Origin of the sequence: Streptomyces gobitricini (assembly GCF_039532985.1) — a bacterium.
Taxonomy (GTDB): Bacteria; Actinomycetota; Actinomycetes; order Streptomycetales; family Streptomycetaceae; genus Streptomyces; species Streptomyces gobitricini.
Window position 1 is genome coordinate 11,411 of record NZ_BAAASR010000019.1, and the last position, 26,246, is coordinate 37,656.

The 26,246-nt window shown below is 72.5% G+C and carries 27 protein-coding genes and 2 tRNA genes; 7 read left to right on the forward strand and 22 right to left on the reverse strand.

Features of this window, described 5'->3' with window-relative positions; genetic code table 11:
• Positions 1 to 145 precede the first annotated feature (145 nt).
• The 11 genes from ruvB to pgsA form a co-directional block, all read right to left on the reverse strand.
• Complete coding sequence (gene ruvB / locus ABD347_RS18105; protein ID WP_344362451.1) at positions 146 to 1,234, reverse strand: Holliday junction branch migration DNA helicase RuvB; 1,089 nt, start codon at positions 1,232 to 1,234, stop codon at positions 146 to 148.
• A gap of 49 nt (positions 1,235 to 1,283) precedes the next feature.
• Positions 1,284 to 1,901: a Holliday junction branch migration protein RuvA gene (ruvA, locus tag ABD347_RS18110; protein WP_344362453.1), complete on the reverse strand. Its 618-nt coding sequence runs from the start codon at positions 1,899 to 1,901 to the stop codon at positions 1,284 to 1,286.
• Positions 1,898 to 2,431 (reverse strand): crossover junction endodeoxyribonuclease RuvC, encoded by a 534-nt coding sequence (gene ruvC / locus ABD347_RS18115; RefSeq protein WP_344362456.1) that lies wholly within the window; start codon positions 2,429 to 2,431, stop codon positions 1,898 to 1,900. Before ruvC ends, ruvA begins: the two co-directional genes overlap by 4 nt.
• Positions 2,432 to 2,539: 108 nt before the next feature.
• On the reverse strand, positions 2,540 to 3,292 hold the full coding sequence (locus tag ABD347_RS18120; protein WP_344362458.1) for a YebC/PmpR family DNA-binding transcriptional regulator: 753 nt from the start codon (positions 3,290 to 3,292) through the stop codon (positions 2,540 to 2,542).
• 62 nt (positions 3,293 to 3,354) lie between these two features.
• Complete coding sequence (gene pdxT, locus ABD347_RS18125) at positions 3,355 to 3,945, reverse strand: pyridoxal 5'-phosphate synthase glutaminase subunit PdxT (protein ID WP_344362460.1); 591 nt, start codon at positions 3,943 to 3,945, stop codon at positions 3,355 to 3,357.
• Positions 3,945 to 4,853 carry a pyridoxal 5'-phosphate synthase lyase subunit PdxS gene (gene pdxS, locus ABD347_RS18130; RefSeq protein WP_336321482.1) on the reverse strand — a complete coding sequence of 303 codons (909 nt, stop codon included), beginning with the start codon at positions 4,851 to 4,853 and terminating at the stop codon, positions 3,945 to 3,947. The genes pdxT and pdxS overlap by 1 nt, the downstream gene beginning before the upstream one ends.
• A gap of 141 nt (positions 4,854 to 4,994) precedes the next feature.
• A complete protein-coding gene (locus ABD347_RS18135) occupies positions 4,995 to 5,543 on the reverse strand; it encodes a hypothetical protein (protein ID WP_344362462.1) in 549 nt (182 codons plus the stop codon).
• 11 nt (positions 5,544 to 5,554) lie between these two features.
• Positions 5,555 to 6,241, reverse strand: a complete 687-nt coding sequence (locus ABD347_RS18140) for an N-acyl homoserine lactonase family protein (protein WP_425575690.1) — start codon at positions 6,239 to 6,241, stop codon at positions 5,555 to 5,557.
• A gap of 108 nt (positions 6,242 to 6,349) precedes the next feature.
• Positions 6,350 to 7,510, reverse strand: a complete 1,161-nt coding sequence (locus ABD347_RS18145) for a glycosyltransferase family 4 protein (RefSeq protein WP_344362466.1) — start codon at positions 7,508 to 7,510, stop codon at positions 6,350 to 6,352.
• A complete protein-coding gene (locus ABD347_RS18150; protein ID WP_425575695.1) occupies positions 7,507 to 8,412 on the reverse strand; it encodes a phosphatidylinositol mannoside acyltransferase in 906 nt (301 codons plus the stop codon). Before ABD347_RS18150 ends, ABD347_RS18145 begins: the two co-directional genes overlap by 4 nt.
• Positions 8,413 to 8,417: 5 nt before the next feature.
• A complete protein-coding gene (pgsA, locus tag ABD347_RS18155; protein WP_344362471.1) occupies positions 8,418 to 9,116 on the reverse strand; it encodes a phosphatidylinositol phosphate synthase in 699 nt (232 codons plus the stop codon).
• 256 nt (positions 9,117 to 9,372) lie between these two features.
• On the opposite strand from pgsA, the gene ABD347_RS18160 reads away from it, so the two are divergent.
• Positions 9,373 to 11,574 carry an elongation factor G-like protein EF-G2 gene (locus tag ABD347_RS18160; protein ID WP_344362473.1) on the forward strand — a complete coding sequence of 734 codons (2,202 nt, stop codon included), beginning with the start codon at positions 9,373 to 9,375 and terminating at the stop codon, positions 11,572 to 11,574.
• Positions 11,575 to 11,755: 181 nt separating this feature from the next.
• Positions 11,756 to 13,399 carry a hypothetical protein gene (locus tag ABD347_RS18165; protein WP_344362476.1) on the forward strand — a complete coding sequence of 548 codons (1,644 nt, stop codon included), beginning with the start codon at positions 11,756 to 11,758 and terminating at the stop codon, positions 13,397 to 13,399.
• On the opposite strand, the gene ABD347_RS18170 is transcribed toward ABD347_RS18165, so the two are convergent.
• The 4 genes from ABD347_RS18170 to ABD347_RS18185 all read right to left on the reverse strand — a co-directional run bounded on the left by ABD347_RS18170 (position 13,400) and on the right by ABD347_RS18185 (position 17,922).
• Positions 13,400 to 13,960, reverse strand: coding sequence for an HIT family protein (locus ABD347_RS18170; RefSeq protein ID WP_344362477.1), 561 nt, complete (start codon positions 13,958 to 13,960; stop codon positions 13,400 to 13,402). It abuts the gene before it with no gap.
• Between the two features lie 88 nt (positions 13,961 to 14,048).
• Positions 14,049 to 16,025, reverse strand: a complete 1,977-nt coding sequence (gene thrS, locus ABD347_RS18175; RefSeq protein WP_344362480.1) for a threonine--tRNA ligase — start codon at positions 16,023 to 16,025, stop codon at positions 14,049 to 14,051.
• Positions 16,026 to 16,135: 110 nt separating this feature from the next.
• The gene (locus ABD347_RS18180) at positions 16,136 to 17,356 is read right to left on the reverse strand and encodes a hypothetical protein (RefSeq protein WP_425575692.1); all 1,221 of its coding nucleotides are present in this window, start codon (positions 17,354 to 17,356) and stop codon (positions 16,136 to 16,138) included.
• Positions 17,356 to 17,922, reverse strand: coding sequence for a DUF4365 domain-containing protein (locus tag ABD347_RS18185; RefSeq protein ID WP_344362482.1), 567 nt, complete (start codon positions 17,920 to 17,922; stop codon positions 17,356 to 17,358). The genes ABD347_RS18180 and ABD347_RS18185 overlap by 1 nt, the downstream gene beginning before the upstream one ends.
• Before the next feature lie 155 nt (positions 17,923 to 18,077).
• On the opposite strand from ABD347_RS18185, the gene ABD347_RS18190 reads away from it, so the two are divergent.
• Positions 18,078 to 18,803 carry a 3'-5' exonuclease gene (locus ABD347_RS18190; RefSeq protein ID WP_344362484.1) on the forward strand — a complete coding sequence of 242 codons (726 nt, stop codon included), beginning with the start codon at positions 18,078 to 18,080 and terminating at the stop codon, positions 18,801 to 18,803.
• Between the two features lie 65 nt (positions 18,804 to 18,868).
• On the opposite strand, the gene ABD347_RS18195 is transcribed toward ABD347_RS18190, so the two are convergent.
• Together ABD347_RS18195 and ABD347_RS18200 are read right to left on the reverse strand one after the other, a co-directional pair.
• Positions 18,869 to 18,940: transfer RNA gene (locus tag ABD347_RS18195), tRNA-Val, on the reverse strand.
• Between the two features lie 39 nt (positions 18,941 to 18,979).
• A complete protein-coding gene (locus ABD347_RS18200) occupies positions 18,980 to 19,429 on the reverse strand; it encodes an SRPBCC family protein (protein WP_344362486.1) in 450 nt (149 codons plus the stop codon).
• A 91-nt stretch (positions 19,430 to 19,520) separates the two neighbouring features.
• On the opposite strand from ABD347_RS18200, the gene ABD347_RS18205 reads away from it, so the two are divergent.
• The gene (locus tag ABD347_RS18205) at positions 19,521 to 21,833 is read left to right on the forward strand and encodes an SCO7613 C-terminal domain-containing membrane protein (RefSeq protein ID WP_344362488.1); all 2,313 of its coding nucleotides are present in this window, start codon (positions 19,521 to 19,523) and stop codon (positions 21,831 to 21,833) included.
• A 53-nt stretch (positions 21,834 to 21,886) separates the two neighbouring features.
• Here the strand turns inward: ABD347_RS18205 and ABD347_RS18210 are convergent.
• Both ABD347_RS18210 and ABD347_RS18215 read right to left on the reverse strand, forming a co-directional pair.
• A tRNA-Val gene (locus tag ABD347_RS18210) sits at positions 21,887 to 21,961 on the reverse strand.
• A 65-nt stretch (positions 21,962 to 22,026) separates the two neighbouring features.
• Positions 22,027 to 22,491: a TIGR02611 family protein gene (locus ABD347_RS18215; RefSeq protein ID WP_344362491.1), complete on the reverse strand. Its 465-nt coding sequence runs from the start codon at positions 22,489 to 22,491 to the stop codon at positions 22,027 to 22,029.
• A gap of 190 nt (positions 22,492 to 22,681) precedes the next feature.
• On the opposite strand from ABD347_RS18215, the gene ABD347_RS18220 reads away from it, so the two are divergent.
• Together ABD347_RS18220 and ABD347_RS18225 are read left to right on the forward strand one after the other, a co-directional pair.
• On the forward strand, positions 22,682 to 23,095 hold the full coding sequence (locus ABD347_RS18220; protein ID WP_003959770.1) for an SsgA family sporulation/cell division regulator: 414 nt from the start codon (positions 22,682 to 22,684) through the stop codon (positions 23,093 to 23,095).
• Between the two features lie 255 nt (positions 23,096 to 23,350).
• Positions 23,351 to 23,911, forward strand: coding sequence for a CGNR zinc finger domain-containing protein (locus ABD347_RS18225; RefSeq protein ID WP_344362493.1), 561 nt, complete (start codon positions 23,351 to 23,353; stop codon positions 23,909 to 23,911).
• A gap of 20 nt (positions 23,912 to 23,931) precedes the next feature.
• Here the strand turns inward: ABD347_RS18225 and ABD347_RS18230 are convergent, their stop codons facing one another.
• On the reverse strand, positions 23,932 to 24,123 hold the full coding sequence (locus ABD347_RS18230; RefSeq protein WP_344362495.1) for a hypothetical protein: 192 nt from the start codon (positions 24,121 to 24,123) through the stop codon (positions 23,932 to 23,934).
• A 112-nt stretch (positions 24,124 to 24,235) separates the two neighbouring features.
• Positions 24,236 to 24,667 (reverse strand): hypothetical protein, encoded by a 432-nt coding sequence (locus ABD347_RS18235; RefSeq protein ID WP_344362498.1) that lies wholly within the window; start codon positions 24,665 to 24,667, stop codon positions 24,236 to 24,238.
• Positions 24,668 to 24,840: 173 nt separating this feature from the next.
• Between ABD347_RS18235 and ABD347_RS18240 the strand changes: the two genes are divergently transcribed.
• Complete coding sequence (locus tag ABD347_RS18240; protein ID WP_344362500.1) at positions 24,841 to 25,383, forward strand: DsbA family protein; 543 nt, start codon at positions 24,841 to 24,843, stop codon at positions 25,381 to 25,383.
• Here ABD347_RS18240 and ABD347_RS18245 read toward each other — a convergent pair.
• Complete coding sequence (locus ABD347_RS18245) at positions 25,380 to 26,222, reverse strand: GNAT family N-acetyltransferase (RefSeq protein WP_344362502.1); 843 nt, start codon at positions 26,220 to 26,222, stop codon at positions 25,380 to 25,382. The two genes, ABD347_RS18240 and ABD347_RS18245, sit on opposite strands and share 4 nt — an antisense overlap.
• Between the last annotated feature and the right edge of the window lie 24 nt (positions 26,223 to 26,246).

The following is a 26,246-nucleotide window of genomic DNA, read 5'->3' on the forward strand; positions in this document are numbered from 1 at the left end:
GTCGCGGGGAGTGCCGCGGCCTGATCTTCGGGGGTGGGTACGCCGGCCTGAAGGGTCGGCATCGGCGGAGTCTAGGCGAGTCCGCATCATTGGAACAACGCCCAGCATGGCACCGCGGTTCCTGCCCCGGCGAGTCTCCTCGCCGTCACGCCCCGAAGAGCCCCGGTTGTCCACTTCCCGGGCCGCTCGCCCGCGGCGGTACGAGGCCGAGATGCGTCCAGGCGGCGGGGGTGGCGACCCGGCCGCGGGGGGTACGGGCCAGCAGGCCCTCCCGTACGAGGAAGGGCTCGGCCACTTCCTCGACCGTCTCGCGCTCCTCGCCGACGGCCACGGCGAGGGTGGACAGACCGACCGGTCCGCCGCCGAACAGTTTGAGCAGGGCTTCCAGCACGGCCCGGTCGAGGCGGTCCAGGCCCCGGTCGTCCACCTCGTACACCTTGAGCGCGGTGGCGGCGATGTCACGGTTGATCAGGCCGTCCGCCTTGACCTGGGCGTAGTCGCGGACGCGGCGCAGCAGCCGGTTGGCGATGCGGGGGGTGCCGCGGGACCGGCCGGCGATCTCGGCGGCGCCGTCGGCGTCGATCTCGACGTCCAGCAGCTGGGCGGAGCGGTGGATGACGCGCCGCAGCTCGGCGGGCGCGTAGAACTCCATGTGGGCGGTGAAGCCGAAGCGGTCGCGCAGCGGGGGCGGCAGCAGGCCGGCGCGGGTGGTGGCGCCGACGAGGGTGAAGGGCGGCAGCTCCAGCGGGATGGCGGTGGCGCCGGGACCCTTGCCGACGATGACGTCGACGCGGAAGTCCTCCATCGCCATGTAGAGCATCTCCTCGGCCGGCCGGGACATCCGGTGGATCTCGTCGAGGAAGAGGACCTCGCCTTCCTGGAGGGAGGAGAGGATGGCGGCGAGGTCGCCGGCGTGCTGGATGGCGGGGCCGGAGGTGATGCGGATGGGGGCGCCCATCTCCGCCGCGATGATCATGGAGAGGGTGGTCTTGCCGAGGCCGGGGGCGCCGGACAGCAGGACGTGGTCGGCGGTGGCGCCGCGGGCCAGGGCGGCCTTGAGCACCAGGTCCAGCTGCTCACGCACCCGCTCCTGACCGACGAACTCGTCGAGCGACTTGGGCCGCAGGGCCGCCTCGACGGCCTGGTCCTCCCCGTCGGCGGACGCCTCGACGAGCCGGTCGGCGGCGCCGGCGGCCGGCGTGCTGCTGGTGTCGGTGTCGTCGTCCCAGTTCACTGCGGATTGCCTCGTGTGGTCATGGCGGCGGGGCCGCACGGGTGGGGGGTCATCGGGTGCGGTTCAGGGTCTGGAGGGCGGCCTTGAGGAGCCGGCCGATCTGGGGGTCGCCGCCCGCCGCCTCCGCCTCCGGCGTGACGGCGGCCACCGCCTCGTCGGCCTCGCGGGTGGCGTAACCCAGCCCGATCAGGGCGGCGTGCAGCTGGTCGCGCCAGGACGCGGTGACCGCGGTGCCGACACCCTGCCGGCCGATGTGGGCGCCGACCGGTTCGCCGAGCCGGTCCTTCAGCTCCAGCAGCAGCTTCTGCGCGCCCTTCTTGCCGATGCCCGGCACCGCCGTGAGGGCCTTCTCGTCACCGGACGCCACCGCGGCGCGCAGTGCGTCGGGCGAGTGCACGGCGAGCATGGCCTGGGCGAGGCGCGGGCCGACCCCGCTGGCGGTCTGGAGCAGCTCGAAGACCTGCCGCTCGTCGTCGTCGGCGAAGCCGTACAGGGTCAGCGAGTCCTCCCGGACAACCAACGACGTGGCCAGTTTGGCCTCCTGACCCACCCTCAGCCCGGAGAGGGTGTTCGGCGCGCACTGCACGGCCATGCCGATGCCGCCGACTTCGATCACGGCCGTGGTCGGGGCGAGGGCGGCGACCGGGCCGGAGACAAAGGCGATCATGCGGTGTGGCCTTTCCTTGCGTGGTGTGCGGCGACCGCCTGCTGGAGGCGGTTCTGGGCGGGGGCCCGCCAGATGTGGCAGATGGCGAGGGCGAGGGCGTCGGCGGCGTCGGCCGGCCTGGGCGGGGCGTCGAGCCGGAGCAGCCGGGTGACCATGGCTCCGACCTGGGCCTTGTCGGCGCGGCCACTGCCGGTGACGGCGGCCTTCACCTCACTGGGGGTGTGCAGGGTGACCGGGATGCCCCGTCGGGACGCGCAGAGCATGGCGACGGCGCTGGCCTGGGCCGTGCCCATCACCGTGCGCACGTTGTGCTGGCTGAACACGCGCTCCACGGCGACCCGTTCGGGGCGGTGGGTCTCCAGCCACTCCTCGATGCCGCGTTCCATCGCGACGAGGCGGTGGCCGATGTCCGCGTCCGCGGGGGTGCGGACGACACCGACGCCGAGCATGGTCAGCGGGCGCCCGGCGACGCCTTCGACGACGCCGATACCGCACCGGGTCAGCCCCGGGTCCACCCCCAGAACGCGCACGCCACCCCTCCTTCGCTCAACTGTTTGTGCAGGCTATCGGGTGGCACCGACAACGCGGCGGGCCGGCGAGGGGTGTGTCCCCTGCCGGCCCGCCGCGTGTGCCTGGGATCAGGCGTCGACCTTCGCCATGACGTCGTCGGAGACGTCGAAGTTCGCGAAGACGTTCTGCACGTCGTCGCTGTCCTCCAGCGCGTCGATCAGCTTGAAGATCTTGCGCGCGCCCTCCTCGTCCAGCTCGACCTGCATGGTCGGGACGAAGTTGGCGTCGGCCGAGTCGTAGTCGATGCCGGCCTCCTGGAGGGCGGTGCGGACCGCGACCAGGTCGGTGGCCTCGCTGAGGACCTCGAAGCTCTCACCGAGGTCGTTGACCTCCTCCGCGCCCGCGTCCAGGACCGCGCCCAGCACGTCGTCCTCGGTCAGCTCGCCCTTGGGGACGATGACGACGCCCTTGCGGTTGAAGAGGTAGGACACCGAGCCGGGGTCGGCCATCGAACCGCCGTTGCGGGTCATGGCGACGCGTACGTCGGAGGCGGCGCGGTTGCGGTTGTCGGTGAGGCACTCGATGAGCACCGCGACACCGTTCGGGCCGTACCCCTCGTACATGATCGTCTCGTAGTCGGCGCCACCGGCCTCCAGGCCGGCACCGCGCTTGACGGCGGAATCGATGTTCTTGTTCGGGACCGAGCTCTTCTTGGCCTTCTGGATGGCGTCGTAGAGCGTCGGGTTGCCATCGGGGTCGCCGCCGCCGGTGCGGGCCGCGACCTCGATGTTCTTGATCAGCTTCGCGAAGAGCTTGCCGCGCTTGGCGTCGATCACGGCCTTCTTGTGCTTCGTCGTAGCCCATTTAGAGTGGCCGGACATCTGCCTGTCTCCTTCGCGTAACCCATTTCTGAACGAACCCCGGAGATCCTACCGGGATCGGGTCAGGCCGCCGCGCGCACCATGTCGACGAAGAGCGCGTGCACCCGGTGGTCGCCGGTGAGTTCCGGGTGGAACGACGTGGCGAGGGCGTTGCCCTGCCGTACGGCGACGATGTGGCCGTCGTGCTCGGCGACGACCTCGGCCCGGGCACCGACCGACTCGACCCAGGGCGCCCGGATGAAGACGCCCTCGACGGGGCCGCCCTCGACGCCCGCCACCTCGACGGCCGCCTCGAAGGACTCGTTCTGCCGCCCGAAGGCGTTACGGCGGACGATCATGTCGATGCCGCCGAGCGTCTCCTGGCCCGAGCGCGGGTCGAGGATCTTGTCGGCGAGCATGATCATTCCCGCGCAGGTGCCGTAGACGGGCATGCCCGCCCCGACGCGCTCACGCAGCGGCTCCATGAGGCCGAAGAGCTCGGCCAGCTTGGAGATGGTGGTCGACTCGCCGCCGGGGATCACCAGGCCGTCGACCTCGGCGAGCTCCTCGGGGCGCCGGACCGGCCTGGCCACGGCGTCCGCCGAGGCCAGGGCGATCAGGTGCTCGCGTACGTCGCCCTGGAGGGCCAGGACGCCGATGAGCGGGGTGGTCATCACCAGCCCCGGTTCGCGTAGCGCTCGGCCTCGGGGAGGGTGTCGCAGTTGATGCCGACCATGGCCTCGCCCAGGTTGCGGGAGGCGTCCGCGATGATCTTCGGGTCGTCGTAGAAGGTGGTGGCCTTCACGATGGCGGCGGCGCGCTTGGCCGGGTCGCCCGACTTGAAGATGCCGGAACCGACGAAGACGCCCTCGGCGCCGAGCTGGCGCATCAGCGCGGCGTCGGCCGGGGTGGCGACGCCACCGGCGGAGAACAGCACGACCGGCAGCTTGCCGAGCTCGCTGACCTCCTTGACGAGCTCGTAGGGGGCGCGCAGCTCCTTGGCGGCGGCGTACAGCTCGTTGTTGTCGAAGCCGCGGAGCTTGGCGATCTCGTTCTTGATCTGGCGCAGGTGGCGGACGGCCTCGACCACGTTGCCGGTGCCGGCCTCGCCCTTGGAGCGGATCATGGCCGCGCCCTCGGCGATACGGCGCAGGGCCTCGCCCAGGTTGGTGGCGCCACAGACGAAGGGGGTGGTGAAGGCCCACTTGTCGGAGTGGTTGACCTCGTCGGCCGGGGTGAGGACCTCGGACTCGTCGATGTAGTCGACGCCGAGGGACTGCAGGACCTGGGCCTCGACGAAGTGGCCGATGCGGGACTTGGCCATGACCGGGATGGAGACCGCCTCGATGATCTCCTCGATCATGTTGGGGTCGGACATCCGGGCCACACCGCCGTCCTTGCGGATGTCGGCCGGGACCCGCTCGAGGGCCATGACGGCGACGGCGCCGGCGTCCTCGGCGATCTTGGCCTGCTCGGCGTTGACCACGTCCATGATCACGCCGCCCTTGAGCTGCTCGGCCATGCCGCGCTTGACGCGGGCGGTGCCGGTCTCGGGGGACTGCGGGGTGCTGGTGCTGGACACGGATGGACCTCACTCAAGAAACGGGGGTTTCAACTACACCGAGGAAACCCGGGCCACCTGGGCCACAGCAAGGGCCAATGGTGAGCCGGTGGCTCGTTTTCCACCGGCCGACCGGAGGGCCGGTGGCCCGTTTTCCGTGGATCAGCCGCTCCCGGGCCGGTCCGCCAGGGCCGTCGGCGGCTGATCATCCATCTCGAAGGCCATCGGGAACGGGGCGTGGCCCGCCAGCCGGAACCAGCGCACCTTGCGGTGCCGGCGCAGCGCCCTCGCGGCCCGTACGGTGTCGTTGTGGAACCGCCGGGCCATCGGCACTCGGCGCACGGCCGCCGCGAGCTCCCCGGCGGCCTCCTCGCCACCGGGGGCCTCCCGTACCGCCTCCATCTGCTCGGGCTCGCCGAACACCGCGCGCAGCGCCTGGCTCAGGTCGCTCTCGGCGACCTCGCGCTGCTCCTCCTCGGCCTGCCGGGCGGCGTGCGCGGCCTCGTAGAGCACGATGGACGCCGCCGGGTCGAGCACGCCCGAGGTGGCCAGCTCCTGGGCGACCGAGGCGCGGCGCAGGAGCTGGGCGTCGAGCGCGGCGCGGGCGGCGTCGATCCGGGCGTGCAGCCGGTCGAGCCGTCCGGCGGTCCAGCTCAGGTACAGGCCGATCGCGACCAGGGCGACGACGATCCAGATGAGGGTTTCGATCACGGGCCGAAAGGCTACCGGGGCGCCGGTGCGTCCCCTTCCCACACCGACCGGTCGTGCGCGAACAGCACCCGGCGCGGACCGAACGAAGCGATCCGGTCCAGCCACCGGGGCACGGGGATCTCCCGGTGCCCGGCGGCGCGGGCCAACTCGTCCGACGCGTACTGCGAGGCGAAGTCGTACGCCTGCCCGGCGAGCACCACGACACCGTCCGGACCGGACACGACCAGCGACTGGTGCCCTGCCGTGTGCCCGGGTGTGGGGACGACCCGGACCCCCGGCCAGACGTCGGCCTCCCCGTCGAGCTCCTCATAGCGGGCGCCGGGGAAGTCGACCAGGGCGTCGATCGTGTGGCCACCGGCACGGGCGGCGGCCAGTTCCGTGCGCTGTACGAGGACGGGGCGGCCGGCGAGGAGCGGGTTGCCGCCACAGTGGTCGAAGTGGAGGTGGCAGTTCACCACGGCGTCGATGTCGTCCGGGGCGACGCCCCGCGCCCCGAGCGCCTCCGCCAGCCCCTTGCGTCGCGGCCGGTACCGCGCCTCCGCCTCCGGGTCGCCCGCCCCGAGCCCGGTGTCGAAGAGCAACAGCCCCTCACTGTGCCGCACCAGGTACGCGAGCACGGGTTCCACGCGCGGATGTCCGGTGCCCGCCTCGGCGGCGGAGCGTACGAAGTGGCCCAGGTCCAGTCGGTGGATCCGCATGCGGGCCATCCTGCCCCCGGTACCCGGCGGTGCGACAGGGGGCGGCTTCCGCGCCGGTCCCGTACGGCCCCGCCCAAGGGGCCCGGGCCGGACCAGGCACACCCGGGTTCAGTCCCGCGCCAGTCCCCACCGGGCGCGCAGCCCCAGCCGCTCGTCCGTGGCCACCGAGGCCGCGCCGTCGGTGACCGTTTCGTAGACCGCCAGGATGTCCGCGCCGACGGTCGACCAGTCGAAGCGGCGGACATGTGTGCTGCCCCGTTCACGCAGTTCCGCGCGCCGCACGGGGTCGCCCAGCAGCCGGACCGCCGACTTGGCCAGGGCCTCCGCGTCCTCGTTGGCGAACAGTTCGCCCGCCGCGCCCTGGTCCAGCACCTGCGCGAACGCGTCCAGGTCGCTGGCCAGCACCGGCGCACCCGCGGACATGGCCTCGACCAGGATGATGCCGAAGCTCTCGCCCCCGGTGTTGGGCGCCACGTACACGTCCACGCTGCGCAGCAGCCGCGCCTTGTCCTCGTCGCTGACCATGCCGAGGAACTCCACGCGCTCGCGCATGCCGGCCGGCAGCGACGCGACGGCCTCCTCCTCGTCGCCCCGGCCCGCCACCAGCAGGCGGGTGCCGGGACAGGCCTCGAGGATCTTCGGGAACGCCTTCATCAGCACGGGCAGGCCCTTGCGCGGCTCGTCGATCCGGCCGATGAACCCGAGCGTGCCGCCCTGCCACTCCGCCTTGGGTTCGGCCTCGGCGAAGAAGCCGACGTCCACCCCGTTGGGGATGACGACCGCGTCACCGCCGAGGTGCTCCACCAGCGTCCGGCGGGCGTACTCGCTCACCGCGATCCGCGCGCTGATCTTCTCCAGCGCGGGCTGGAGGATCGGGTACGCGGCGATCATCGCCCGCGACCGCGGGTTCGACGTGTGGAACGTGGCCACGATCGGGCCCTGCGCCGCCCAGCACGACAGCAGCCCCAGCGACGGCGACGCCGGCTCGTGGATGTGGATCACGTCGAACGTGCCGTCGTGCAGCCACCGCCGCACCCGGGCCGCCGAGAGGAACCCGAAGTTCAGCCGGGCGACCGAGCCGTTGTACGGCACGGGGACCGCGCGGCCCGCCGAGACGACGTACGGGGGCAGCGGGGTCTCGTCGTCGGCCGGTGCCAGCACCGACACCTCGTGGCCGAGCCGGATCAGGTGTTCGGCCAGGTCACGGATGTGGAACTGGACGCCGCCCGGTACGTCCCAGGAGTACGGGCAGACGATGCCGATCTTCACGCCTCGGGTCCCTTCGCGGGGTCCAGGTCGGCGAGCCACAGCCGCTGCAACATGTGCCAGTCCTCGGGGTGGTCGGCGATCCCGGCCGCGAAGACATCGGCCAGCGCCTGCGTCATGACGGTCGCCTTCTCCCGTCGCGTCCCGGTCGGCGGTACGTCCACCGGCGGGTGCACCCGCCCCTTCATCACCGACGTGCCGTCGTACCAGAGCGTCGCCGGCAGCAGCAGCGCGCCGGTCTGCTGCGCCAGCATCGCCGGACCGGCCGGCATCCGCGCCGTCTCGCCGAAGAACGTCACCTCGACACCCGACGCCGACAGGTCCCGGTCGGCCACCAGGCACACCAGCCCGCCGGCCCGCAGCCGCCGCGCCAGGGTCCCGAACGCCGCGCCACCGGTGTGCGGCACCACCTCCATGCCCAGCGACTCCCGGTAGGCCACGAACCGGTCGTACAGCGACTCCGGCTTCAGCCGCTCGGCGACCGTCGTGAACGGCACGCCCAGCGCGCGGGTGGACCACACACCGGCCAGGTCCCAGTTGGCCAGGTGCGGCAGCGCGAGGACGACGCCCTTGCCGGCGGCCAGCCCCTCCGTCAGATGGTGCAGGTCCTTGATCTCGACCGCGTCCTTGACGCGCTCCACGCTCCACGCCGGCAGCCGGAACGACTCCATCCAGTAGCGCATGTAGGAGCGCATCCCGGCCTTCGAGAGCTCCGCCAGCCGGGCCGGGGAGGCGTCCGGCACCACGCGCGCGAGGTTGGCCTCCAGCCGCAGCACCCCGGTGCCCCGCCGCTTCCACGCCGTGTCCGCGATACGTCGGCCCAGCCCGGCCGCCACCGGCTCCGGCAGCTTCTTCACGGCGCTCCACCCGAGCCCGTACAGCGCGTCGGTCAGCCGTTCACCCACCGCACTCACGTCGCCTCACTCCCCCTCGCACCACCGGCCGCATCGGCACCACCGACGCTACCGGCACCACCGGCCGCGTCCGCCTCCGCCGCCTCACGCCGTACCGTCACCACTCGCTGCCCCAGCGTCACCGCACTGCCCGCGGCGACCACCCACAGGGCGATCGGCAGCAACACCTGGATGCCCGGAACACCGAAGCCGTGCAGTCCGGCGAGGCCGGCCGCCACCAGCGAGACCACGAGCCGTTCCGCCCGCTCGACCAGCCCGTTGACCGCCACCGGCAGGCCGATCGACTCGCCCCGCGCCTTCGTGTACGACACGACCTGGCCGCTCGCCAGGCAGAAGATGGCCACGGCACACATCACATTGTCGTCGCCCTTGCCCGCGTACCACAGCGCGAAGCCGCCGAAGACCGCGCCGTCGGCGACCCGGTCCAGCGTCGAGTCCAGGAAGGCGCCCCAGCGGCTGGAGATACCGGCCTGGCGGGCCATGTTGCCGTCCACCAGGTCGGAGAAGACGAAGAGGGTGATGACGATCGTGCCCCAGAAGAACTCCCCCCGGGGAAAGAAGACCAGCGCGCCCGCCACCACGCCGGCCGTGCCGATGAGCGTGACGGCATCGGGGCTGACCCCGCGGCGGAGCAGAAACGCGGCGAACGGTGTGAGAACACGCGTGAAGAATGCACGCGCGTACTTGTTCAGCATGGCCTTCCCGAGGGTCGGTGGGCCGCGCGACCCCTACGGCCACCGGCTGGCCCATCGTAGCCAGGCAGGGCCGCCCCCCACCCCCGGGCACCCTCGCTCCCGTCGCGGTGTCGGACGTATGGACGCAACCTGGCCTGAGTGGAAAGCTCGAAAGACGACCGCGGGCACCGCCGGAGCCGCCCCAGGAGGACTCCCCCGCGCCCGCGCCCCCACCTCCACCGTGCACCGCGTGCACTCGCGATCGGGAGGAAGAACCATGGGCGACAAGGCGAACGCACACCCCGGAGCCGCCGGCAGGGCGATAACGGCCGACCAGCCCTCATCGGTACGGAATGTGGTGCTGGTCGGCCACAGCGGATCCGGCAAGACGACCCTGGTCGAGGCCCTCGCGCTGACCGCCGGAGCGGTCAACCGGGCGGGCCGGGTCGAGGAGGGCGGCACGATCTCCGACTACGACGAGATCGAACACCGCCAGCAACGCTCCGTACAGCTCTCCCTCGTCCCCCTCGAGTGGGGCGGATGCAAGATCAACCTGCTGGACACCCCCGGATACGCGGACTTCGTCGGGGAGCTCAGGGCCGGTCTGCGCGCCGCGGACGCGGCCCTCTTCGTCGTCTCGGCCGCCCAGGAGGCCGACGCGATCGCCGGCTCCTGCCGCATGGTGTGGGAGGAGTGCGCGGCGGTCGGTATGCCCCGCGCGATCGTCGTCACCCACCTCGACACCGCGCGCGTCGACTTCGACGAGCTGACCCGGGTCCTCGCGCGGACCTTCGGCGGTGACGACCCCGACGCCGTCCTCCCGCTCTACGTGCCCGTGCTGGGCCCGCAGACGCCCGACGGACACGCCCCGGCGACCGGGCTCGTCGGACTGCTCACGCAGAAGATCTTCGACTACGCGTCCGGGGAGCGCGCGGAGAACCCGCCCGACGACGCCCAGCTCCCGCTCATCGCGGAGGCCCGCGACCGCCTCATCGAGGGGATCATCGCCGAGAGCGAGGACGAGTCCCTCATGGACCGCTACCTCGGCGGGGAGGAGATCGACCTCAAGACCCTCATCGACGACCTGGAGAAGGCCGTCGCACGCGGCACCTTCCACCCCGTCCTCGCCGCCGCCCCCGCCGCGCCCGGCGGGAAGCAGGGCCTCGGCACCGTCGAGCTGCTGGACCTGATCACCCGCGGCTTCCCCACACCCCTGGAGCGCGAGGCGCCCGCCGTCACCACGCCTCAGGGCGCGCCCCGGCCCGGGATCACCTGCGACCCGGACGGGCCGCTGGTCGCCGAGGTCGTGAAGACCTCCTCCGACCCGTACGTCGGGCGTATCTCGCTGGTACGGGTCTTCTCGGGCACCCTCCGCCCCGACGAGACCGTCCACGTCTCCGGGCACGGCCTCGCCGACCGGGGCCACGAGGACCACGACGTCGACGAGCGGATCGGCGCGCTCACCGCGCCCTTCGGCAAGCAGCAGCGACAGCTGAACCGCTGCGTCGCCGGCGATTTGGCCTGCGTCGCCAAGCTGTCCCGGGCCGAGACCGGCGACACCCTCTCCGCCAAGGACGACCCGCTCCTGATGGAACCCTGGACGATGCCCGACCCACTCCTGCCGCTCGCCGTCCGGGCGCACAGCAAGGCGGACGAGGACAAGCTCTCCCAGGGGCTCTCCCGGCTGGTCGCCGAGGACCCGACGATGCGCCTGGAACAGAACCAGGACACCCGCCAGGTCGTCCTGTGGTGCCTGGGCGAGGCGCACAAGGACGTCGCGCTGGAGCGGCTGCGTGACCGCTACGGCGTCCAGGTCGACGTCGTGCCGCACAAGGTGTCGCTGCGCGAGACCTTCGCCGGCCGGGCCTCGGGGCGGGGCCGGCACGTCAAGCAGTCCGGCGGGCACGGGCAGTACGCCGTCTGTGAGATCGAGGTGGAACCGCTGCCGCCCGGTTCGGGCATCGAGTTCGTCGACAAGGTCGTCGGTGGAGCCGTACCGCGCCAGTTCATCCCGTCCGTGGAGAAGGGCGTACGCGCCCAGGCGGCCAAGGGTGTCGCCGCCGGCCACCCCCTCGTCGACGTGCGCGTCACCCTCCGGGACGGCAAGGCGCACTCGGTCGACTCCTCCGACGCGGCCTTCCAGACGGCCGGCGCCCTGGCGCTGCGCGAGGCCGCGGCGGACGCCCGCATCGACCTCCTCGAACCGGTCGCCGAAGTCGAGGTCCTCGTACCGGACGAGTTCGTCGGCCCGGTGATGAGCGACCTGTCCGGCCGGCGCGGACGGGTCGTCGGCACCGAACAGGCGGGGCAGGGGCGGACGCTCGTACGGGCCGACGTGCCCGAGATCGAGATCGGACGGTACGCCGTCGACCTCCGCTCCGTCTCCCACGGCACCGGCTGTTTCGACCGCCGCTACGCACGCCACGAGGCGATGCCCCCGCAGATCGCCGAGAAGGTCCGCGAACGCGCCGAGGCGTGACCGGTGTTCCCGGGCCGCCCGCCCCCGACTCACCTCGGGCGGGCGGCTTTCCGCCGACCACCGACGCGCGACCGGCGTCCTCGATAGGCTGTGGTGCCCAGCTCAGCAGGTGTGCCGGGCACGGGGGTTGGGAACAGACCGCAGTGCGGACACACGCGGCGATGGGGGCGGCGAAGTGACAATGGACAGTTTCGGTCCCGGGGCACAGGTCCCGCTCCAGGGCTCGGCCGGGCAGACCGTGGCGACGCACGCGCTGGCCTCTGCCGCTTACCGGGAGAACGTCGACGTCGACGAGATCCTCAAGGCCAACAACGAATGGCACGAGTCGACCGTCACCAAGGGCAAGTTCTCGCTCTTCAAACCGACCCTCGGCGAGGCGTTCTGCCGCGCCGTACAGGTCCGGATGCTCGGCGGCGCCCGCAAACCCCTCATCCAGTCGTTCGGCACCGACCCCCAGCCGGTCGTCGAGCACTGCCTGGGCGCCACCAACATCCGCAAGCAGCGCGACAAGCGGCTGACGCTCATCACCCTGGTCTTCGGGGTGCTCTTCCTGCCCGGCATGCTGGTGTGGCTGACCGTCTTCCAGCTGCGCCGTACCCTCGCCGGCGGCGCGGTCGGCAAGGGCTCCGGCGCGTTGGGCGCCCTCCTGCTCGTCGGGGTCGGCATCCTGGCCGCCCTCTTCCTCCTCCGGCCGCCCTTCACCGGGCTCCCGGCGCTCTACCTGCGCGCGATGTTCATCGCCCCGGTGATCGGCTGGTTCCTGGCCAAGCGGGTCTGTGAGGCGACCGCGAAGGACCTGCGCGCCCGCTGGGACGCTCTGCTCAGCGGCGGCGGAGTGGGCCCCAAGATCCCCGAAGCGGTACCGCACGACCCCAATGAGACGGCCGCCGAGGAACTGCGCCAGCAGTTGGAGAAGCTCACCGCCGAGCAGCGCTCCAACGTCGTCTTCTACGCCGGGCCCAAGGGCATCCTCGGCATGGGCACCCGCTGGGGCAGCTGGCACCTCGCCGAGGAGCTCGTCCCGAAGGACGGCAAGGAGATCCACGCCTTCCGTACCTGGGACGTGATCCGCCCCATCCACGACGAGCTCAAGCTGCTGGAGCGCGGCACCCTCAAGACCGGGTTCCCCACCCCGTCCGTCAACCACTGGATCGTCACGCCCGTCGGGGAGGGGGCCAAGGAGGTCGCCCGGCCCGAGGGCGAGGACGTCGTGGCGTACCAGGTCAAGCCGCACGAGATACAGCGCGTCTGCAACGAGAACCAGTTCGGCAAGGGCAACCGCCACTACCTGGGCGTGCAGTTCGTGCTGTGGGACGGCCAGCTGGTCCTCACCATGATGGTCACCGTCACGGCGCTCCTGCACACGCTCCGCATCGAGGTCACCGGCCACGCCCTCGGCCCGGTGCACGGCCTGTTCATGACGAAGCCCGAGCCCAAGAAGAAGGTGGTCTCGAAGACGGTCCGGTTCTGGGAGACCAAGGAGATCCCGCTGCCGCTGATCGACAACGACGAGGTCGTACGCCTCGCGGTCCGGGCCCCGCTCACCTGGTTCCCGCCGGTTCTCGACTTCCTCGGCGGCAAGCTGGTCCTGCCCGAGCCCTTCGGCCTGCGGCACGCCTGGGCCTCGCAGCCCTGGCGTCACCGCTTCATGGCCGACGACGCCATCCGCGCGGCCACCCCGGTGATGCGGGCGGTGCACGCCGCGACCATCAGGATGCTCGACGACCACGGCGTGGACACCGAGCGCTTCACCAACCGGTCGATGGTCCTGAGCGGTTTCGTCCAGGACCCGATGCCGAAGAAGGCCGACTCGTACGACGCGTGATCAGGCGGTGGGCCAGGCGGCGGCGAGCATCCGCCTGGTGTCGCCGAGGAGCTGCGGCAGCACCTTGGTGTGACCGACGACCGGCATGAAGTTGGTGTCGCCGCCCCAGCGGGGCACGATGTGCTGGTGCAGGTGGGCGGCGATCCCGGCCCCGGCCGCGCTGCCCTGGTTGAGCCCGATGTTGAAACCGTGCGCCCCGGAAGCGGTCCGCAGCGCGGTCATGGCCTGCTTGGTCAGCAGCGCCAGCTCGGCCGTCTCGGCGTCGTCCAGCTCCGTGTAGTCGGCGACGTGCCGGAACGGGACGATCATCAGGTGTCCGCCGTTGTACGGGTAGAGGTTGAGCACGGCGTACACCGTCTCACCGCGCGCGACGACCAGGCCGTCCTCGTCGGACTTGGCCGGGATGGTGCAGAACGGACAGCCGTCGTCGGCCCCGGGGCCGGTCGGCTTGTTCTCGCCCTGGATGTACGCCATCCGGTGGGGCGTCCACAGGCGCTGGAACGCGTCAGGCGCCCCGACTCCGATCTGCTGCTCCGGCTCAGTCGTCATGGGTGCCAGCATATTCGCCGCCGGTGGAGCCGGACCGCCGAGGTGACCGGATACGCCGAGGGGCGGCCCCGGGGACCGGGACCGCCCCTCGGCGGGCGCGTCACACCTGTACGCGGCGCTCCACAACGTCGGCGATCTTCGCCAGCGCCTCCTCGCGCGGGATGCCGTTCTCCTGCGACCCGTCCCGGTAGCGGAAGGAGACCGTGCCGGCGTTCATGTCGTCGTCACCGACGATGACCATGAACGGAACCTTCAGCTTCTGGTGGTTGCGGATCTTCTTCTGCATCCGGTCCGAGGACGAGTCCACCTCGACCCGCAGGCCCTTCCTCTTCGCCTCGGCGGCGAACTCCTGGAGGTACTCGACGTGCGCGTCACCGATCGGGATGCCGACCGCCTGCACCGGAGCCAGCCAGGGCGGCATGGCGCCCGCGTAGTGCTCCAGCAGCACCGCGAAGAAGCGCTCGATCGAGCCGAACAAGGCACGGTGGATCATGACCGGCCGCTGGCGTGAGCCGTCCGGCGCGGTGTACTCCAGGTTGAAGCGCTCCGGCAGGTTGAAGTCGACCTGGATGGTCGACATCTGCCAGGTACGGCCGATGGCGTCCTTGGCCTGTACGGAGATCTTCGGACCGTAGAAGGCCGCGCCGCCCGGGTCGGGGGTCAGGGGCAGGCCCTGCTTCTCGGCCGCCTTGCGCAGCACCTCCGTGGCCTCTTCCCAGACCTCGTCGGAGCCGACGAACTTCTCCGGGTCCTTGGTGGACAGCTCCAGGTAGAAGTCGGTCAGGCCGTAGTCCCGCAGCAGGTTCAGCACGAAGGTCAGCAGCGAGTCGAGCTCGTCCGCCATCTGCTCCTTGGTGCAGTAGATGTGCGCGTCGTCCTGGGTGAAGCCACGGGCCCGGGTCAGTCCGTGCACCACGCCGGACTTCTCGTACCGGTACACCGTCCCGAACTCGAACATGCGCAGCGGCAGCTCACGGTAGGAGCGGCCCCGCGCGTCGAAGATCAGGTTGTGCATCGGGCAGTTCATGGGCTTCAGGTAGTAATCCACGCCGTCGTCGAGCTGCATGGGCGGGTACATGCCCTCGGCGTACCAGTCCAGGTGACCCGACTTCTCGAACAGCTTCCCCTTGGTGGCGTGCGGGGTGTAGACGAACTCGTAGCCCGCCTCCTCGTGCCGGCGCCGCGAGTAGTCCTCCATGGCGCGGCGGATGATCCCGCCCTTGGGGTGGAAGACCGCCAGGCCGGAGCCGATCTCGTCGGGGACGGAGAAGAGGTCGAGCTCGCTGCCGAGCTTGCGGTGGTCGCGCTTCTCGGCCTCCGCGAGGAAGTCCAGGTGGGCCTTCAGCTCGTCCTTGGAGGGCCACGCGGTGCCGTAGATGCGCTGGAGCATCGGGTTCTTCTCGCTGCCGCGCCAGTACGCCGCCGCGTTGCGCATCAGCTTGAACGCCGGGATGTTGCGGGTGGTGGGCAGGTGGGGGCCCCGGCAGAGGTCCTTCCAGCACAGCTCGCCGGTCTTGGCGTCGATGTTGTCGTAGATGGTCAGCTCGCCGCCGCCCACCTCGACGTCCGCGCCGTCGTCGCTGGACGCGGAGCCCTTGATGCCGATGAGCTCCAGCTTGTACGGCTCGTTCGCCAGCTCCTCGCGGGCGGCCTCGTCGGTGACGACCCGGCGCGAGAAGCGCTGACCACGCTTCTGGATCTCCTGCATCTTCTTCTCGATGGCCTTGAGATCCTCGGGCGTGAACGGCTTGTCCACGTCGAAGTCGTAGTAGAAACCGTCCCGGACCGGCGGGCCGATGCCCAGCTTGGCCTCGGGGAACAGCTCCTGCACGGCCTGCGCCATGACGTGCGCGGTGGAGTGCCGCAGGATGTTCAGGCCGTCCTCGGAGGAGATCTCGACCGGCTCGACGGTCTCGCCGTCCTTGATCTCGTACGCGAGGTCCCTCAGCTCGCCCGCGACCCGGGCGGCCACGACGGTGCGCTCACCGGTGAAGAGGTCGGCGGCCGTAGTGCCCGTCGTCACCACGCGCTCTTCCCGCTCGGAATCGCGTTGGATGATCACACGGACGTCTGACACCGGTCTCTCCTGACTGAAGGGAAAGCGTCGCGGTCATATCGCGCACGCCGTACCGCATGGTACCGAGCCGCCCGGCCCGCCCGCGAAACGGTTTCCCCCCTCTCCGGCCTTCAGTCCCCCGGCCCGCACGCCTCCCCGAAGAAGCCCAGGTTCTCGTGGAGGGACTTCATCAGCCGGTCCCGCTCCGCCTCGTCGACCTGCACGGGGACGACCCCGGAAGCATCGGTCAGCCGCCGGAAGCCGCCCCGGCTCTCCAGCCTGCCCGCCACCCGGACGGGCAGCCCGACCAGGTGCGCGTGCCCGGCCGTGCGGTACGACTCCTCGTCCAGCGCCACCCGTACGTGCGGCACCTCCGCCCCGGCCAGCACCCGCAGCCGCACCGTACCGGCCCCCCGCGGCCCCGACCGGCGCATCCGCACCACCGTCCCCGTGATGCGCACCGGCACCGACGGCTCGTCCTGGAGGTAGCGGACGCCCGCCTCCCGCAGCGCGGGCAGGTCGCCCGGCGAGAACTCGACCGGCTCGGGCCGCGCCGCGCACCCCTCCGGTACGCCCGCGGCGGGCGCCCACGCCAGGGCGATACGCGCTCCTTCCGTGCCGCGTACGAGGGAGATCAGCGCCTCGGTCAGCTCCCGGCTGACGCCCGCCTCGACGGCCGAGTCGAACGCCTCCGGTCTGCCGGTCGCCCGCTGGTAGTCGACTGCCTCGCGGGCGGCGTGCAGCGCGTGGTGGAGCCGGGTGGTGACCACCCGGCCGGGGTCGACCGGCACGAAGGCGGTGAGCCCCCGCCCGCCCTGCACGTTGCCGATCAGGACGCCCTCCATCGAGGCCTGGGCCTGCCGCCTGTGCCGGGCTCCGTGGTAGCCGGCCCGGCCGCGCGCCGCGAGGGCGCCGGCCAGCAGGATCTGCCGGGCCGCGGAGCGCAACTGTTCCTGCACGGTCCAGGCGACGGTGTCGGAGGGGCCCTGGGGGACGTCCCGCCACCAGCGGACCTCGTCGCTCGGCACGGTCAGGCCGACCAGGACCTCGCGCGCTGAGGGCGCGGCGCAGCGGGAGAGCGCGGTGAGGGCCTCGCCGACGAGGTCCTCCCAGTCGGGGAAGGCGCGGCTCTCCGGGACGAGGAGGCTGGCGGTCCCGGCGCCGGGGCCGGGCGGGGTCCAGCGGCTGTAGCGACCGGCGGCTCCCCCGCGGCGGCGCCAGCCGTGCCGGTCCAGCAGGGCCCCGAGGACGCGGGGGTCGACCTTTGCGGGGTCCAGGGGGCCGTCGTGGGCCAGGGGGCTGGGCGTGGGCGTGGGGTGCGGCCGCATGGGCTCGTCGATCGACCGGTGCATCAGGGTCTTCCTCCCGCCCCGACCCGGGTCATGATCTCGCAGAGTGCCCGGTCGTCGAATATCCGATTCGTTGGAATGCGCACGGTGGTGCGGCGCCGGCCGGTGACCGGATGGCCCGCGAGGTTGGTCCAGTAGCAGCAGTGCCGCAGGTCGAGACGGTCGTGGCCGGCCCGCAGCCAGTCCTCCCGGGTCCGGGGGACGATCATCACGACCAGGATCTTGTGCACCGAGACCGGGGTGCGGGCCAGCTTCACCAGGTGGTCGTTGTCGAGGGTGAAGGAGAACGTGGGGCCCGCCGGGTTCGGCGGGATCTGGTAGGTGCACTTGAGCTGCACCTTGATGGTGACTTCGTCGTCCACGGTGTGCCCGGGGGCGCTGTGGCTGACGTGCCAGTCGATGCCGTTGTCCGGGAAGGGCTGGGAGAGCGAGCAGCCGGCGGCCGCCGCGACCGCGTGGAGGTAGCCCACCTGGAGGGTCTCCATGCAGGCGGTGGTGGCGAGCGCGCCCCGCAGTGGTGCGATCTGCTGGGGCAGCAGCCCGCCGGGTTCGGGCTGCGCGAGCGCCATGGCTCCTCATGCCTTCCCGGGCCGACGACGGGGTGTCAGTTCGACGGCCCCTCACCTGTGTTGTCACCACGTTGCGTACGGTGCAAACGGCGCGGGTATCACCGTTTCGGGCAGGGGGATCGCCATCTGCCGGGTACGCGCGAGGAGTTCGGGGTATGACGCTCTGGTACGAGGGGCCCCTGGCCGCATTCGACACGGAAACCACGGGAGTTGACGTCGAGGAGGACCGGATCGTGTCCGCCGCCGTCGTCGTCCAGGACGCCGCGGGCGGGCGGGTCCGGGCCACCCGGTGGCTGGTGAATCCGGGCATACCGGTGCCGCCCGCCGCGACCGGGGTGCACGGGCTGACGGACGATCACCTGCGGCGCAACGGCCGCTGGCCCTCGCCCGTCATGGAGGAGATAGCGCGGCAGCTCGCCGAGCACTGCGCGGCGGGCCGGCCGCTGGTGGTGATGAACGCGCCGTTCGACCTGACGCTCCTCGACCGTGAACTGCGCCGCCACCGCGCCTCGTCGCTCTCCCGCTACCTGCAGAACGCCCCGATGTGCGTACTGGACCCGCGGGTGCTGGACAAGCACTTGGACCGGTACCGCAAGGGCCGCCGCACGCTGACCGACCTCTGCGCGCAGTACGGGGTCGTGCTGGAGGGCGCGCACGACGCGGCGGCGGACGCGGCGGCGGCGCTGGAGGTCGTCCGGGCGGTGGGACGCCGGTTCGCGTCCAGTCTGGAACGGCTGTCGCCGGCGGAGCTGCACACGTTGCAGGCCGTGTGGCACGCCGCGCAGGCTCGCGGGCTGCAGGCGTGGTTCGCGCGCAACGGTTCGGAGGAGGCCGTGGATCCGGCGTGGCCGCTGCGCCCGGAGTTGCCGGCGGCGGCCTGAGGCGGGGCGGGGGCGGCCTGAGTACGAAAAAGCCGGTCCGTCGGTGACGGACCGGCCTTCCCCGGTGGGCGATACTGGGTTCGAACCAGTGACCTCTTCGGTGTGAACGAAGCGCTCTCCCACTGAGCTAATCGCCCGGGAACGCACTGAACCATACAGGTCCCGGCCCGTTCCCTTCAAACCGTCCGCACGTGCGCGGCCAGTCCCCGGTGCCCGCCGCGCATCATCAGGGCGTGGTTCGCGCGGAAGAGGGGCCTGGCCGGCAGGGCGAGGCGGCGCATCAGGGGCCGCCGTACCTCGACCTCCTGTTCGTAGAGGACTTCTGTGCGGCCGGCCCCGGGCGAGGTGAGGGTCCAGCGGGCCCACCCCTCGAGGTCGCCGGCGAGTGTGGTCTCCAGGACGTGTGCGACGGGGTCCCGGCGCCGTTCGGTGAGGGTGACGACGATGTCGTACGGGAGGAGGGAACGGGCGCGGGCGGTGCCCGAGCGCTCGTCGATCCGGGTCGCCTCGCGCACCTGTGGCCACCAGGAGGGGTACTCCTCGGGCCGTTCCAGTACGGCGTAGACGGTGTCCGGCGGGGCCGGCAGATCCCAGACGCTGCGGAAGCGGTAGTGGCACCAGTTCATGGTGCGAGTGTGCTCCGTGCCGGGCGTACTCACGCCATGTCTGAGTAGGCACGCTCATGTCGTGGCGTGCGGCCCGGGCGACACTCCGCCCATGAACAATGTGCCGTCACCGGCGGAAGAGCTGGTGGTCCTGGATCGTGAACTGGCCCGACTCGATGTCCGCAGGTCGCAGTTGCTGGCTCGCCGGGCGTGGCTGCTGAGCGTGCTGCACACGCCGGTCGCCGCGGTCCCCGCGTGGCGCCGCCCCGCCACGGAGACCGCGCCGCGGAGTGCGCAGCACGTGCTGCTGACGCTGGGCGGTGTGCTGCTGGCGGTCGCCGCGATCGCCTTCACGCTGGTCAGTTGGGGGCACTTGGGCATCGGTGGCCGTGCGGCGGTGCTCACCGTACTGACGGCCGGGGCGCTGGCGGCGCCGGTCGCGCTGCTGCGCCGACGGCTGGCGTCGACGGCGGAGGCGGTGGCGTCGCTCGGGTTGCTGCTGACGGTGCTGGACGCGTACGCGGTACACCGGGTGGGGCTGCCGGAGGCGGGGGCCGTGGGGTACGCGGCGGGCGCCTCGGCGGTGCTGGCGGCGCTGTGGGCGGCGTACGGCACGGCGGTCGGTGGCCTGCGGGTGCCGGTGCCGGCGGCGGTCGTGGCGGGCCAACTCCCCCTTTCCCTGTGGGCGGTGGCGTCGGACGCCGGTGCGCTGACCGTGTGCTGGGCGCTGCTGGCCACGGCCGGTCTCGACGTGGCGGTCGCGCTGTGGGCGAGGCCGGGTACCGGGGTGCGGGTGGTGGCGTGCGTGGCGGCTTGCGCGACGGGTGGCTGGGCGGTGCTGGCCGCCGTGTGGTTCTCGGCGGTGGACGGGGGCGCCGGACCGGCCGTGCTGCTGCTGGTGGCCGCGGGCCTGGCGGGGTTCGGGGCGTGGCGTGTCGCGGCCGGGGCGGAGTCCTGGTCGGTGGCGTGGGCGGTCGTGGCCGGCCTGGTGGCGGTGGCCGGTGGCGGCGGCCTGGTGCGGGAGGTGGTGCCGCAGGGCTGGGCGGTGCCGGGGTACCTGGTCGCCGCGGTGGTGGTGTGGGCGGCCGCGGCGAGCGGCGGGGTGCCGCGCGGGGTGGCGCGTGGCCTGACGGGCGCGTCGGCGGGTGTGCAGGCGCTGGCGGTGGCGTGGGCGCTGCCGCAGGTGGCGGCCGTCCTGGGGGGCGTCCGGCCGGGCGTCCCGTGGGCGGTGGTGGCGGTGCCGGTGACGGTGGCCGGGGTCCTGGTGTCGCCTCGATCCCGGCCGGCGCGCTGCGGGGCGCTCGCGCTGGCGTGGACGGCGGGGATGTCATTGCCCGGGGCACTCTCCCTGCCGTACGCGGCCACGCTGGTGGCCCACCTCCTGCTGTCGGCCGGGTTCCTGGTTCTGGCGGTCCGCCCGTCGTCGCTGACGGTTCGGCTGCCGGAGGCGCGGGACGCGGAGGGGGCGCTCGGGGACGTCGCCCTCGGCGGGGCGTTGCTGGGCGCGTCCGTGGCCGCCTTCGGGGCGCGGGCCACGGAGGCGGCGGCGGTCGCCGTCCTCGGGGTGCTGGCGGGGCTCTTCGCGGGCGGGGCGGTCGCCGGACGGGGCACGCGCCGGACGGTCATGGCGTGCGCCGCCGTGGTGGCGGGGACCGGGTTCGTGGGTGCCGTCGCCGCCGCGGTGGAGCTGCCGGTCCACCTGACGGGCGTCGCGCTGCTGGCCGTGCCGGTGGCGACGGCGGCGGTCGGGGCGGTCCTGCGGCGTCACCCGGCCGCCGTGCCGGTGGAGTCGGCGGGCGCCGCGGCCGGGGCCCTCGGGGTCGGGCTCGCGTCCGCCCGCCCCGGGGTCCTGGCGCTCGCGCTGGCCCTGGGCGGCGTGGTGGCGGCGGCCACGGCGGTACGTCCGGAGCGGCGCCCCGTGGCCGGGTACGCGGCCACCGCGCTGTTCGTGGCGGCGGCCTGGGTGCGGCTGGCCGCCTCGGGGGTGTCGTCCCCGGAGGCGTACGCGCTGCCGGTGGCGGTGCCCGCGCTCGCCGTGGGCGTGCTGCGCAGGCGCCGTGACCCGGAGGCGTCGTCGTGGGTGGCGTACGGTCCGGGCCTGGCCTCGGCCCTGGTGCCGAGCCTGTTCGCGGCGTGGGGGGACACGGGCTGGCCGCGTCCGCTGGTGCTCGGGCTGGTGGCGCTCGCCGTCACGCTGGCCGGCGCCCGGCTGCGGTTGCAGGCACCGCTCCTGCTGGGCGGGGCGGTCCTCGCCCTGGACGGGCTGCACGAGCTGGCGCCGTACGTCGTCCAGGCGGTCGGTGCGGTGCCGCGTTGGCTGCCGCCCGCGCTCGCCGGACTGCTGCTGCTGGCGGTTGGCGCGACGTACGAGCAGCGCATGCGCGACGCCCGTCGGCTGCGCGACACCCTGGGCAGGATGGGCTGAACCGGGAACGCCGAAGGCCCCGGAGACATCGTCTCCGGGGCCTTCGGTCCGGGTGGTGGGCGATACTGGGTTCGAACCAGTGACCTCTTCGGTGTGAACGAAGCGCTCTCCCACTGAGCTAATCGCCCGGGCGCACCGCAAACATTACCGCATGTCAGCGGTGCTCCCGACCACCTCGGGCCGGTTCACGCGGTCACTTGGCGAGGTTCCAGGGCAGGGCGAACCCGTACGTCCACAGGTACACACCGACCAGTGCCGCCATGATCACCAGACCGACCGTGGTCAGGATGATGTTGCGGCGCCGGACCTTCGGATCGAGTGCCCGCTGCGCCGCCTCGGTCACCTTCCGCTTCGTCCAGCGGAGCACCAGCTGCGCCCAGACGAACTCGGTCGCCCAGATCGCCATACCGCCGAAGATCACGACCCAGCCGGGGCCCGGCAGCACCAGCATCGCGGCGCCGGCCGCCACGACGGCGAGGCCGACGACGAAGACGCCGACCTGCCAGCTGACGTGGAGCGTCCTGCGCGCCTTGATGAAGTCGGGTGCCCGCGAGCCGAGTGTCGGCTCGCCGGTCACCTCTTCCGTCACGTCCCCCGTTGCGGGCGCCGTGGTCACCGGTGGGGCGACCTTCTCCCGCTCGTCACTCTCCGCGTTCATGGAGCCCAACCTACCCGACACTCGCGAGACACCGGAATGGACGCATAACAGCCGCTTGCACACCGCCATACGAGGTACCTCAAGGGCCACAAAACAGACAGAGGGGTTTACAACGGCACCGTAGGTGGCATGTCGATTTCGCCGACGTGCGAATCCCCGAGCGCACACTGAGCGAAAGGCCCTGGCGCTTATGAACACCACGGTCAGCTGCGAGCTGCACCTGCGCCTCGTTGTGTCGAGCGAGTCCTCACTGCCTGTACCGGCGGGCCTGCGGTATGACACGGCCGATCCCTACGCCGTGCACGCCACCTTCCACACCGGAGCCGAGGAGACGGTCGAGTGGGTGTTCGCCCGCGACCTTCTCGCCGAAGGGCTCCACCGCCCCACAGGCACCGGCGACGTCAGAGTCTGGCCGTCCCGCAGCCACGGTCAGGGCGTCGTCTGCATCGCGTTGAGCTCCCCGGAGGGCGAAGCCCTGCTGGAAGCCCCGGCGCGGGCGCTGGAGTCGTTCCTGAAGCGGACCGACGCCGCGGTGCCGCCCGGCACCGAGCATCGCCACTTCGACCTCGACACGGAGCTCTCGCACATCCTGGCCGAAAGCTGAGGCCAGGCCGCCAGCCGCACGGCGCCGTCCGACTCGGGGCGACGGCGCCGCGCGGAGAGCTCGTACGGCCGTGAGCGGCCGGGAACGGCGACATCGGCGCCGTCACCGCGGAAACCACCGCGGTGACGGCGCCGGGCGCGTTTCCGGCCGCCCGCGGCCCCTCCGGCCCGGACACCGCCCGGGCGCCCAGCGGGCGAGCCGCTAGAGTCGGCGCAATCCGGCGGGCGCCGGCCCGCGACAGGCCAGGGAGGAAGCGTGCTGATCCCCCACGACACCCGGATCGCGCTCGACACCGTCGTCGATCTGATGAACACGGCACCGGAAGGCGGACGGGGCGAGGGGCTCGGGGACATCGCGGCGCTGTACGCCTTCGTACGGGGCCACGACGTCAGCGGTGTCGGTGAGCTCGGCGAGCCGGACCTGCGGGCCGTGCGCGACGTGCGAAATCGATTCGCCGACGTCTTCTCGGCGCCCGACGCCCGTACCGCGGCGGATCTGATCAACCAGCTGGTCGCGGCGGCGGGCACCACACCCCAGCTGACCGACCACGACGGTTACGACTGGCACGTGCACTACTTCGCGCCGGGCGCGTCGGTGGCCGACCACCTGGCCGCCGACTGCGGCATGGCGCTGGCGTTCATCGTGGTGGCCGGCGAGCAGGACCGCCTTCGCCGTTGCGAGGCGCCGGACTGCGGACGCGCCTTCGTCGACCTGTCACGCAACCGCTCACGCCGGTACTGCGACAGCCGTACCTGCGGTAACCGACTTCATGTGGCGGCCTACCGGGCCCGCCGCAAGGAGGCGGCGGCCCGCTGAGCGGCCGCGTCGGCCAGCGCTCAGAGCACGAACAGGTCGTGCACGGCGCCCATCAGCAACAGGCAGCCGATGACCGTCAGGAAGATCATCAGCGGCGGCTGGGAGAGCGCGAAGAGGCATCCGCGCCGCTCGTCGAGGGCCGTATCGGTGGCTTCGGTGGCTTCGGTGACTTCGGTGGGGGCGGGGGACGACTCCCGCGAGGTTTCCAGCATCTCGGGGCCGATCATGGCGCAGCGCGGCGGCCCGTGAACGGTGAACGCGGAGGATCGGCAGGGGAGTTCACCCCATCCCGTGGCTCCGTGACGCCCGGCGGTGCCCGGTGGATCAGATGCCGTGCTTCTTCAGGATCGCCTCGATGTCGCTGAAGTCGTCGGCGGGCTTCGCCGTGGAGCGGTCACCGGCGCCCAGCGAGGGCCCGGAAGCGGCCGGCCCGACAGCCCCACGCGGCTCCCGGCGGCCCGTGCCCTTGCTCTCCTCGCGCTCGGCGCGCGCAGTCCCGCCCCGGCGCCGCTCGACCGCCCGGGTGGTCATGAACAGCAGCCAGGACACCCCCAGAACACCGAATCCGGCCCAGGCCACCGGGCTGAAGGCGGTCCTGGCCAGCCACTCCACGGCCCCGGTCATCACCAGCCCGATCGGCACGAGCGCGTACGCGGCGATACGGACGGCGGCGAGGAACCTCTTCCGGTACGCGGCGATCGCCGCGATACCCAGCCCCGCCGCGGACACGGCGGAGCAAACAGTCTCGGCAAGCATCCGGTCCTCCAGGCGGGCGCGAGGCGGTACGTCTCCCTTCCATCCTGCACCTCGCGGGCCCGCCGCGGCCATGGCGCCCAACACCCTCGGGGAGATCTCCGGGACATCTCCGGGGCGCTCTCCTCCCCAGGTCCAGGTTGGGATGTCACCCGCCCGGCTGGGAGACTGCCCCCATGAACGACTCCACCACCGAGCGCACCGCACCGCCCGTCCTCCTCGACGTCTGGTGCGAGCTCCAGTGCTCCGACTGCCATGCCGCCCTGGAGGACCTGCGCGCACTGCGCGCCCGGTACGGCGACCGGCTGGAGGTGCGGCTGCGCCACTTCCCGCTGGAGAAGCACAAGCACGCCTACGCCGCCGCGCAGGCCGCCGAGGAGGCCGTCGAGCAGGGGCGGGGATGGCCCTACGCGGAGGCGGTGCTCGCCAGGATCGAGGAGCTGGCGGCGAAGGGTGAGCGGGTTCTGATCGACACGGCACGGGAACTCGGCCTGGACGCCGAGGAGTTCGACACCGCGCTCATCGACGGCCGGCACCTGCTGATCGTGGACGCCGACCAGGCGGAGGGCAGGGCGATCGGCGTCACCGGCACCCCGACGTACGTGATCGGCGGCGAGCGTCTGGACGGCGGCAAGAGCCAGGAGGGGCTGCGCGCGCGCATCGAGGAGATCGCCGACCGCCTGCTGGCCGACCCGGGCGGCCGCTCCGAAGCGCTCTAGAGCAGCGGCTTGAAGCAGTGGATGTGGGTCGCCCGGTAACCGAGCGACCCGTAGAGCCGCAGGGCCGGGGTGTTGTCCGCGAAGACGTGCAGGCCGATGCGGCGATCCCCCGCCCGCAGGGCGATCCGCTCGGCGAACAGCATCAGGGCCCGCCCGTGCCCCCGACCGCGCAGGGCGTCGACGACCTCGATGTCGTACACGAACGCGAGCTCCTCCCCGCAGGGCGACTCCGCCCGGCCGGTCCACAGGTGCCCGACGGGAACCCCGTCCCGGACGGCGACGTGGAGCGCGGCGCCCTCGGTGGCGAGGCCGTCGGGCAGCAGGCGGCGGCGGCTCGCCTCGGCCTTCGCCCCGGCCCGCTCCTCCGGTACGCCGTGCCGGGCCCAGCTGCGCGCGAACTTCTCCCCGGACCGGACCACCCACCGCGCGAACTCCGCCTCCGTCATGGGCCGGACCTCGATGTGTCCGGGCGGCTCGGGCGGCGGGCCGGTGAGGTCCTTGGCCATGGTGCGGCCGCGTTCGGTGTAGCCGAGGGCGGTCGCCATCCGGAGGGCGACCGCCGCGTCGGCCGGTACGGCGGCGGTGACCTCGTCGCAGCCCCAGCCGCGCAGGACCTCCTCGGCGGCGAGCGCGGCCACCGTGCCCCGGCCGCGCCGCCGGTCCGGCTCGTCGATGTCGAGGGAACGGATCACCCCGGCCGCCCCCCGGCCGCTTCCGGGCAGGGTGCCGAGTTCGACGGCGCCCACGCGGCGGCTGTTGACACAGACGTCGTAGGTGCGCGATCGGGCGCCGTCGGGGTTCTGCTGGAGCGGCCCGGCCGGCCGCAGGGTCGTGGTCATCGGGAGTGTTCTACCCACCCCGCC

Coding starts and splice junctions, on each gene's coding strand:
- ABD347_RS18245 (WP_344362502.1), bottom strand. CDS start 26,222: ATGACCACGACCCTGCGGCCGGCCGGGCCGCTCCAGCAGAACCCCGAC.
- ABD347_RS18230 (WP_344362495.1), bottom strand. CDS start 24,123: ATGCTGGAAACCTCGCGGGAGTCGTCCCCCGCCCCCACCGAAGTCACC.
- pdxT (WP_344362460.1), bottom strand. CDS start 3,945: ATGACCACCCCGCTCATCGGCGTCCTGGCCCTCCAGGGCGACGTACGC.
- ABD347_RS18220 (WP_003959770.1), top strand. CDS start 22,682: ATGAACACCACGGTCAGCTGCGAGCTGCACCTGCGCCTCGTTGTGTCG.
- ABD347_RS18120 (WP_344362458.1), bottom strand. CDS start 3,292: ATGTCCGGCCACTCTAAATGGGCTACGACGAAGCACAAGAAGGCCGTG.
- ABD347_RS18140 (WP_425575690.1), bottom strand. CDS start 6,241: ATGCGGATCCACCGACTGGACCTGGGCCACTTCGTACGCTCCGCCGCC.
- ABD347_RS18240 (WP_344362500.1), top strand. CDS start 24,841: ATGAACGACTCCACCACCGAGCGCACCGCACCGCCCGTCCTCCTCGAC.
- pgsA (WP_344362471.1), bottom strand. CDS start 9,116: ATGCTGAACAAGTACGCGCGTGCATTCTTCACGCGTGTTCTCACACCG.
- ABD347_RS18215 (WP_344362491.1), bottom strand. CDS start 22,491: ATGAACGCGGAGAGTGACGAGCGGGAGAAGGTCGCCCCACCGGTGACC.
- ABD347_RS18190 (WP_344362484.1), top strand. CDS start 18,078: ATGACGCTCTGGTACGAGGGGCCCCTGGCCGCATTCGACACGGAAACC.
- ABD347_RS18185 (WP_344362482.1), bottom strand. CDS start 17,922: ATGGCGCTCGCGCAGCCCGAACCCGGCGGGCTGCTGCCCCAGCAGATC.
- ABD347_RS18235 (WP_344362498.1), bottom strand. CDS start 24,667: ATGCTTGCCGAGACTGTTTGCTCCGCCGTGTCCGCGGCGGGGCTGGGT.
- ABD347_RS18205 (WP_344362488.1), top strand. CDS start 19,521: ATGAACAATGTGCCGTCACCGGCGGAAGAGCTGGTGGTCCTGGATCGT.
- ABD347_RS18165 (WP_344362476.1), top strand. CDS start 11,756: ATGGACAGTTTCGGTCCCGGGGCACAGGTCCCGCTCCAGGGCTCGGCC.
- ABD347_RS18180 (WP_425575692.1), bottom strand. CDS start 17,356: ATGCACCGGTCGATCGACGAGCCCATGCGGCCGCACCCCACGCCCACG.
- ABD347_RS18160 (WP_344362473.1), top strand. CDS start 9,373: ATGGGCGACAAGGCGAACGCACACCCCGGAGCCGCCGGCAGGGCGATA.
- ABD347_RS18200 (WP_344362486.1), bottom strand. CDS start 19,429: ATGAACTGGTGCCACTACCGCTTCCGCAGCGTCTGGGATCTGCCGGCC.
- ruvA (WP_344362453.1), bottom strand. CDS start 1,901: ATGATCGCCTTTGTCTCCGGCCCGGTCGCCGCCCTCGCCCCGACCACG.
- ABD347_RS18170 (WP_344362477.1), bottom strand. CDS start 13,960: ATGCTGGCACCCATGACGACTGAGCCGGAGCAGCAGATCGGAGTCGGG.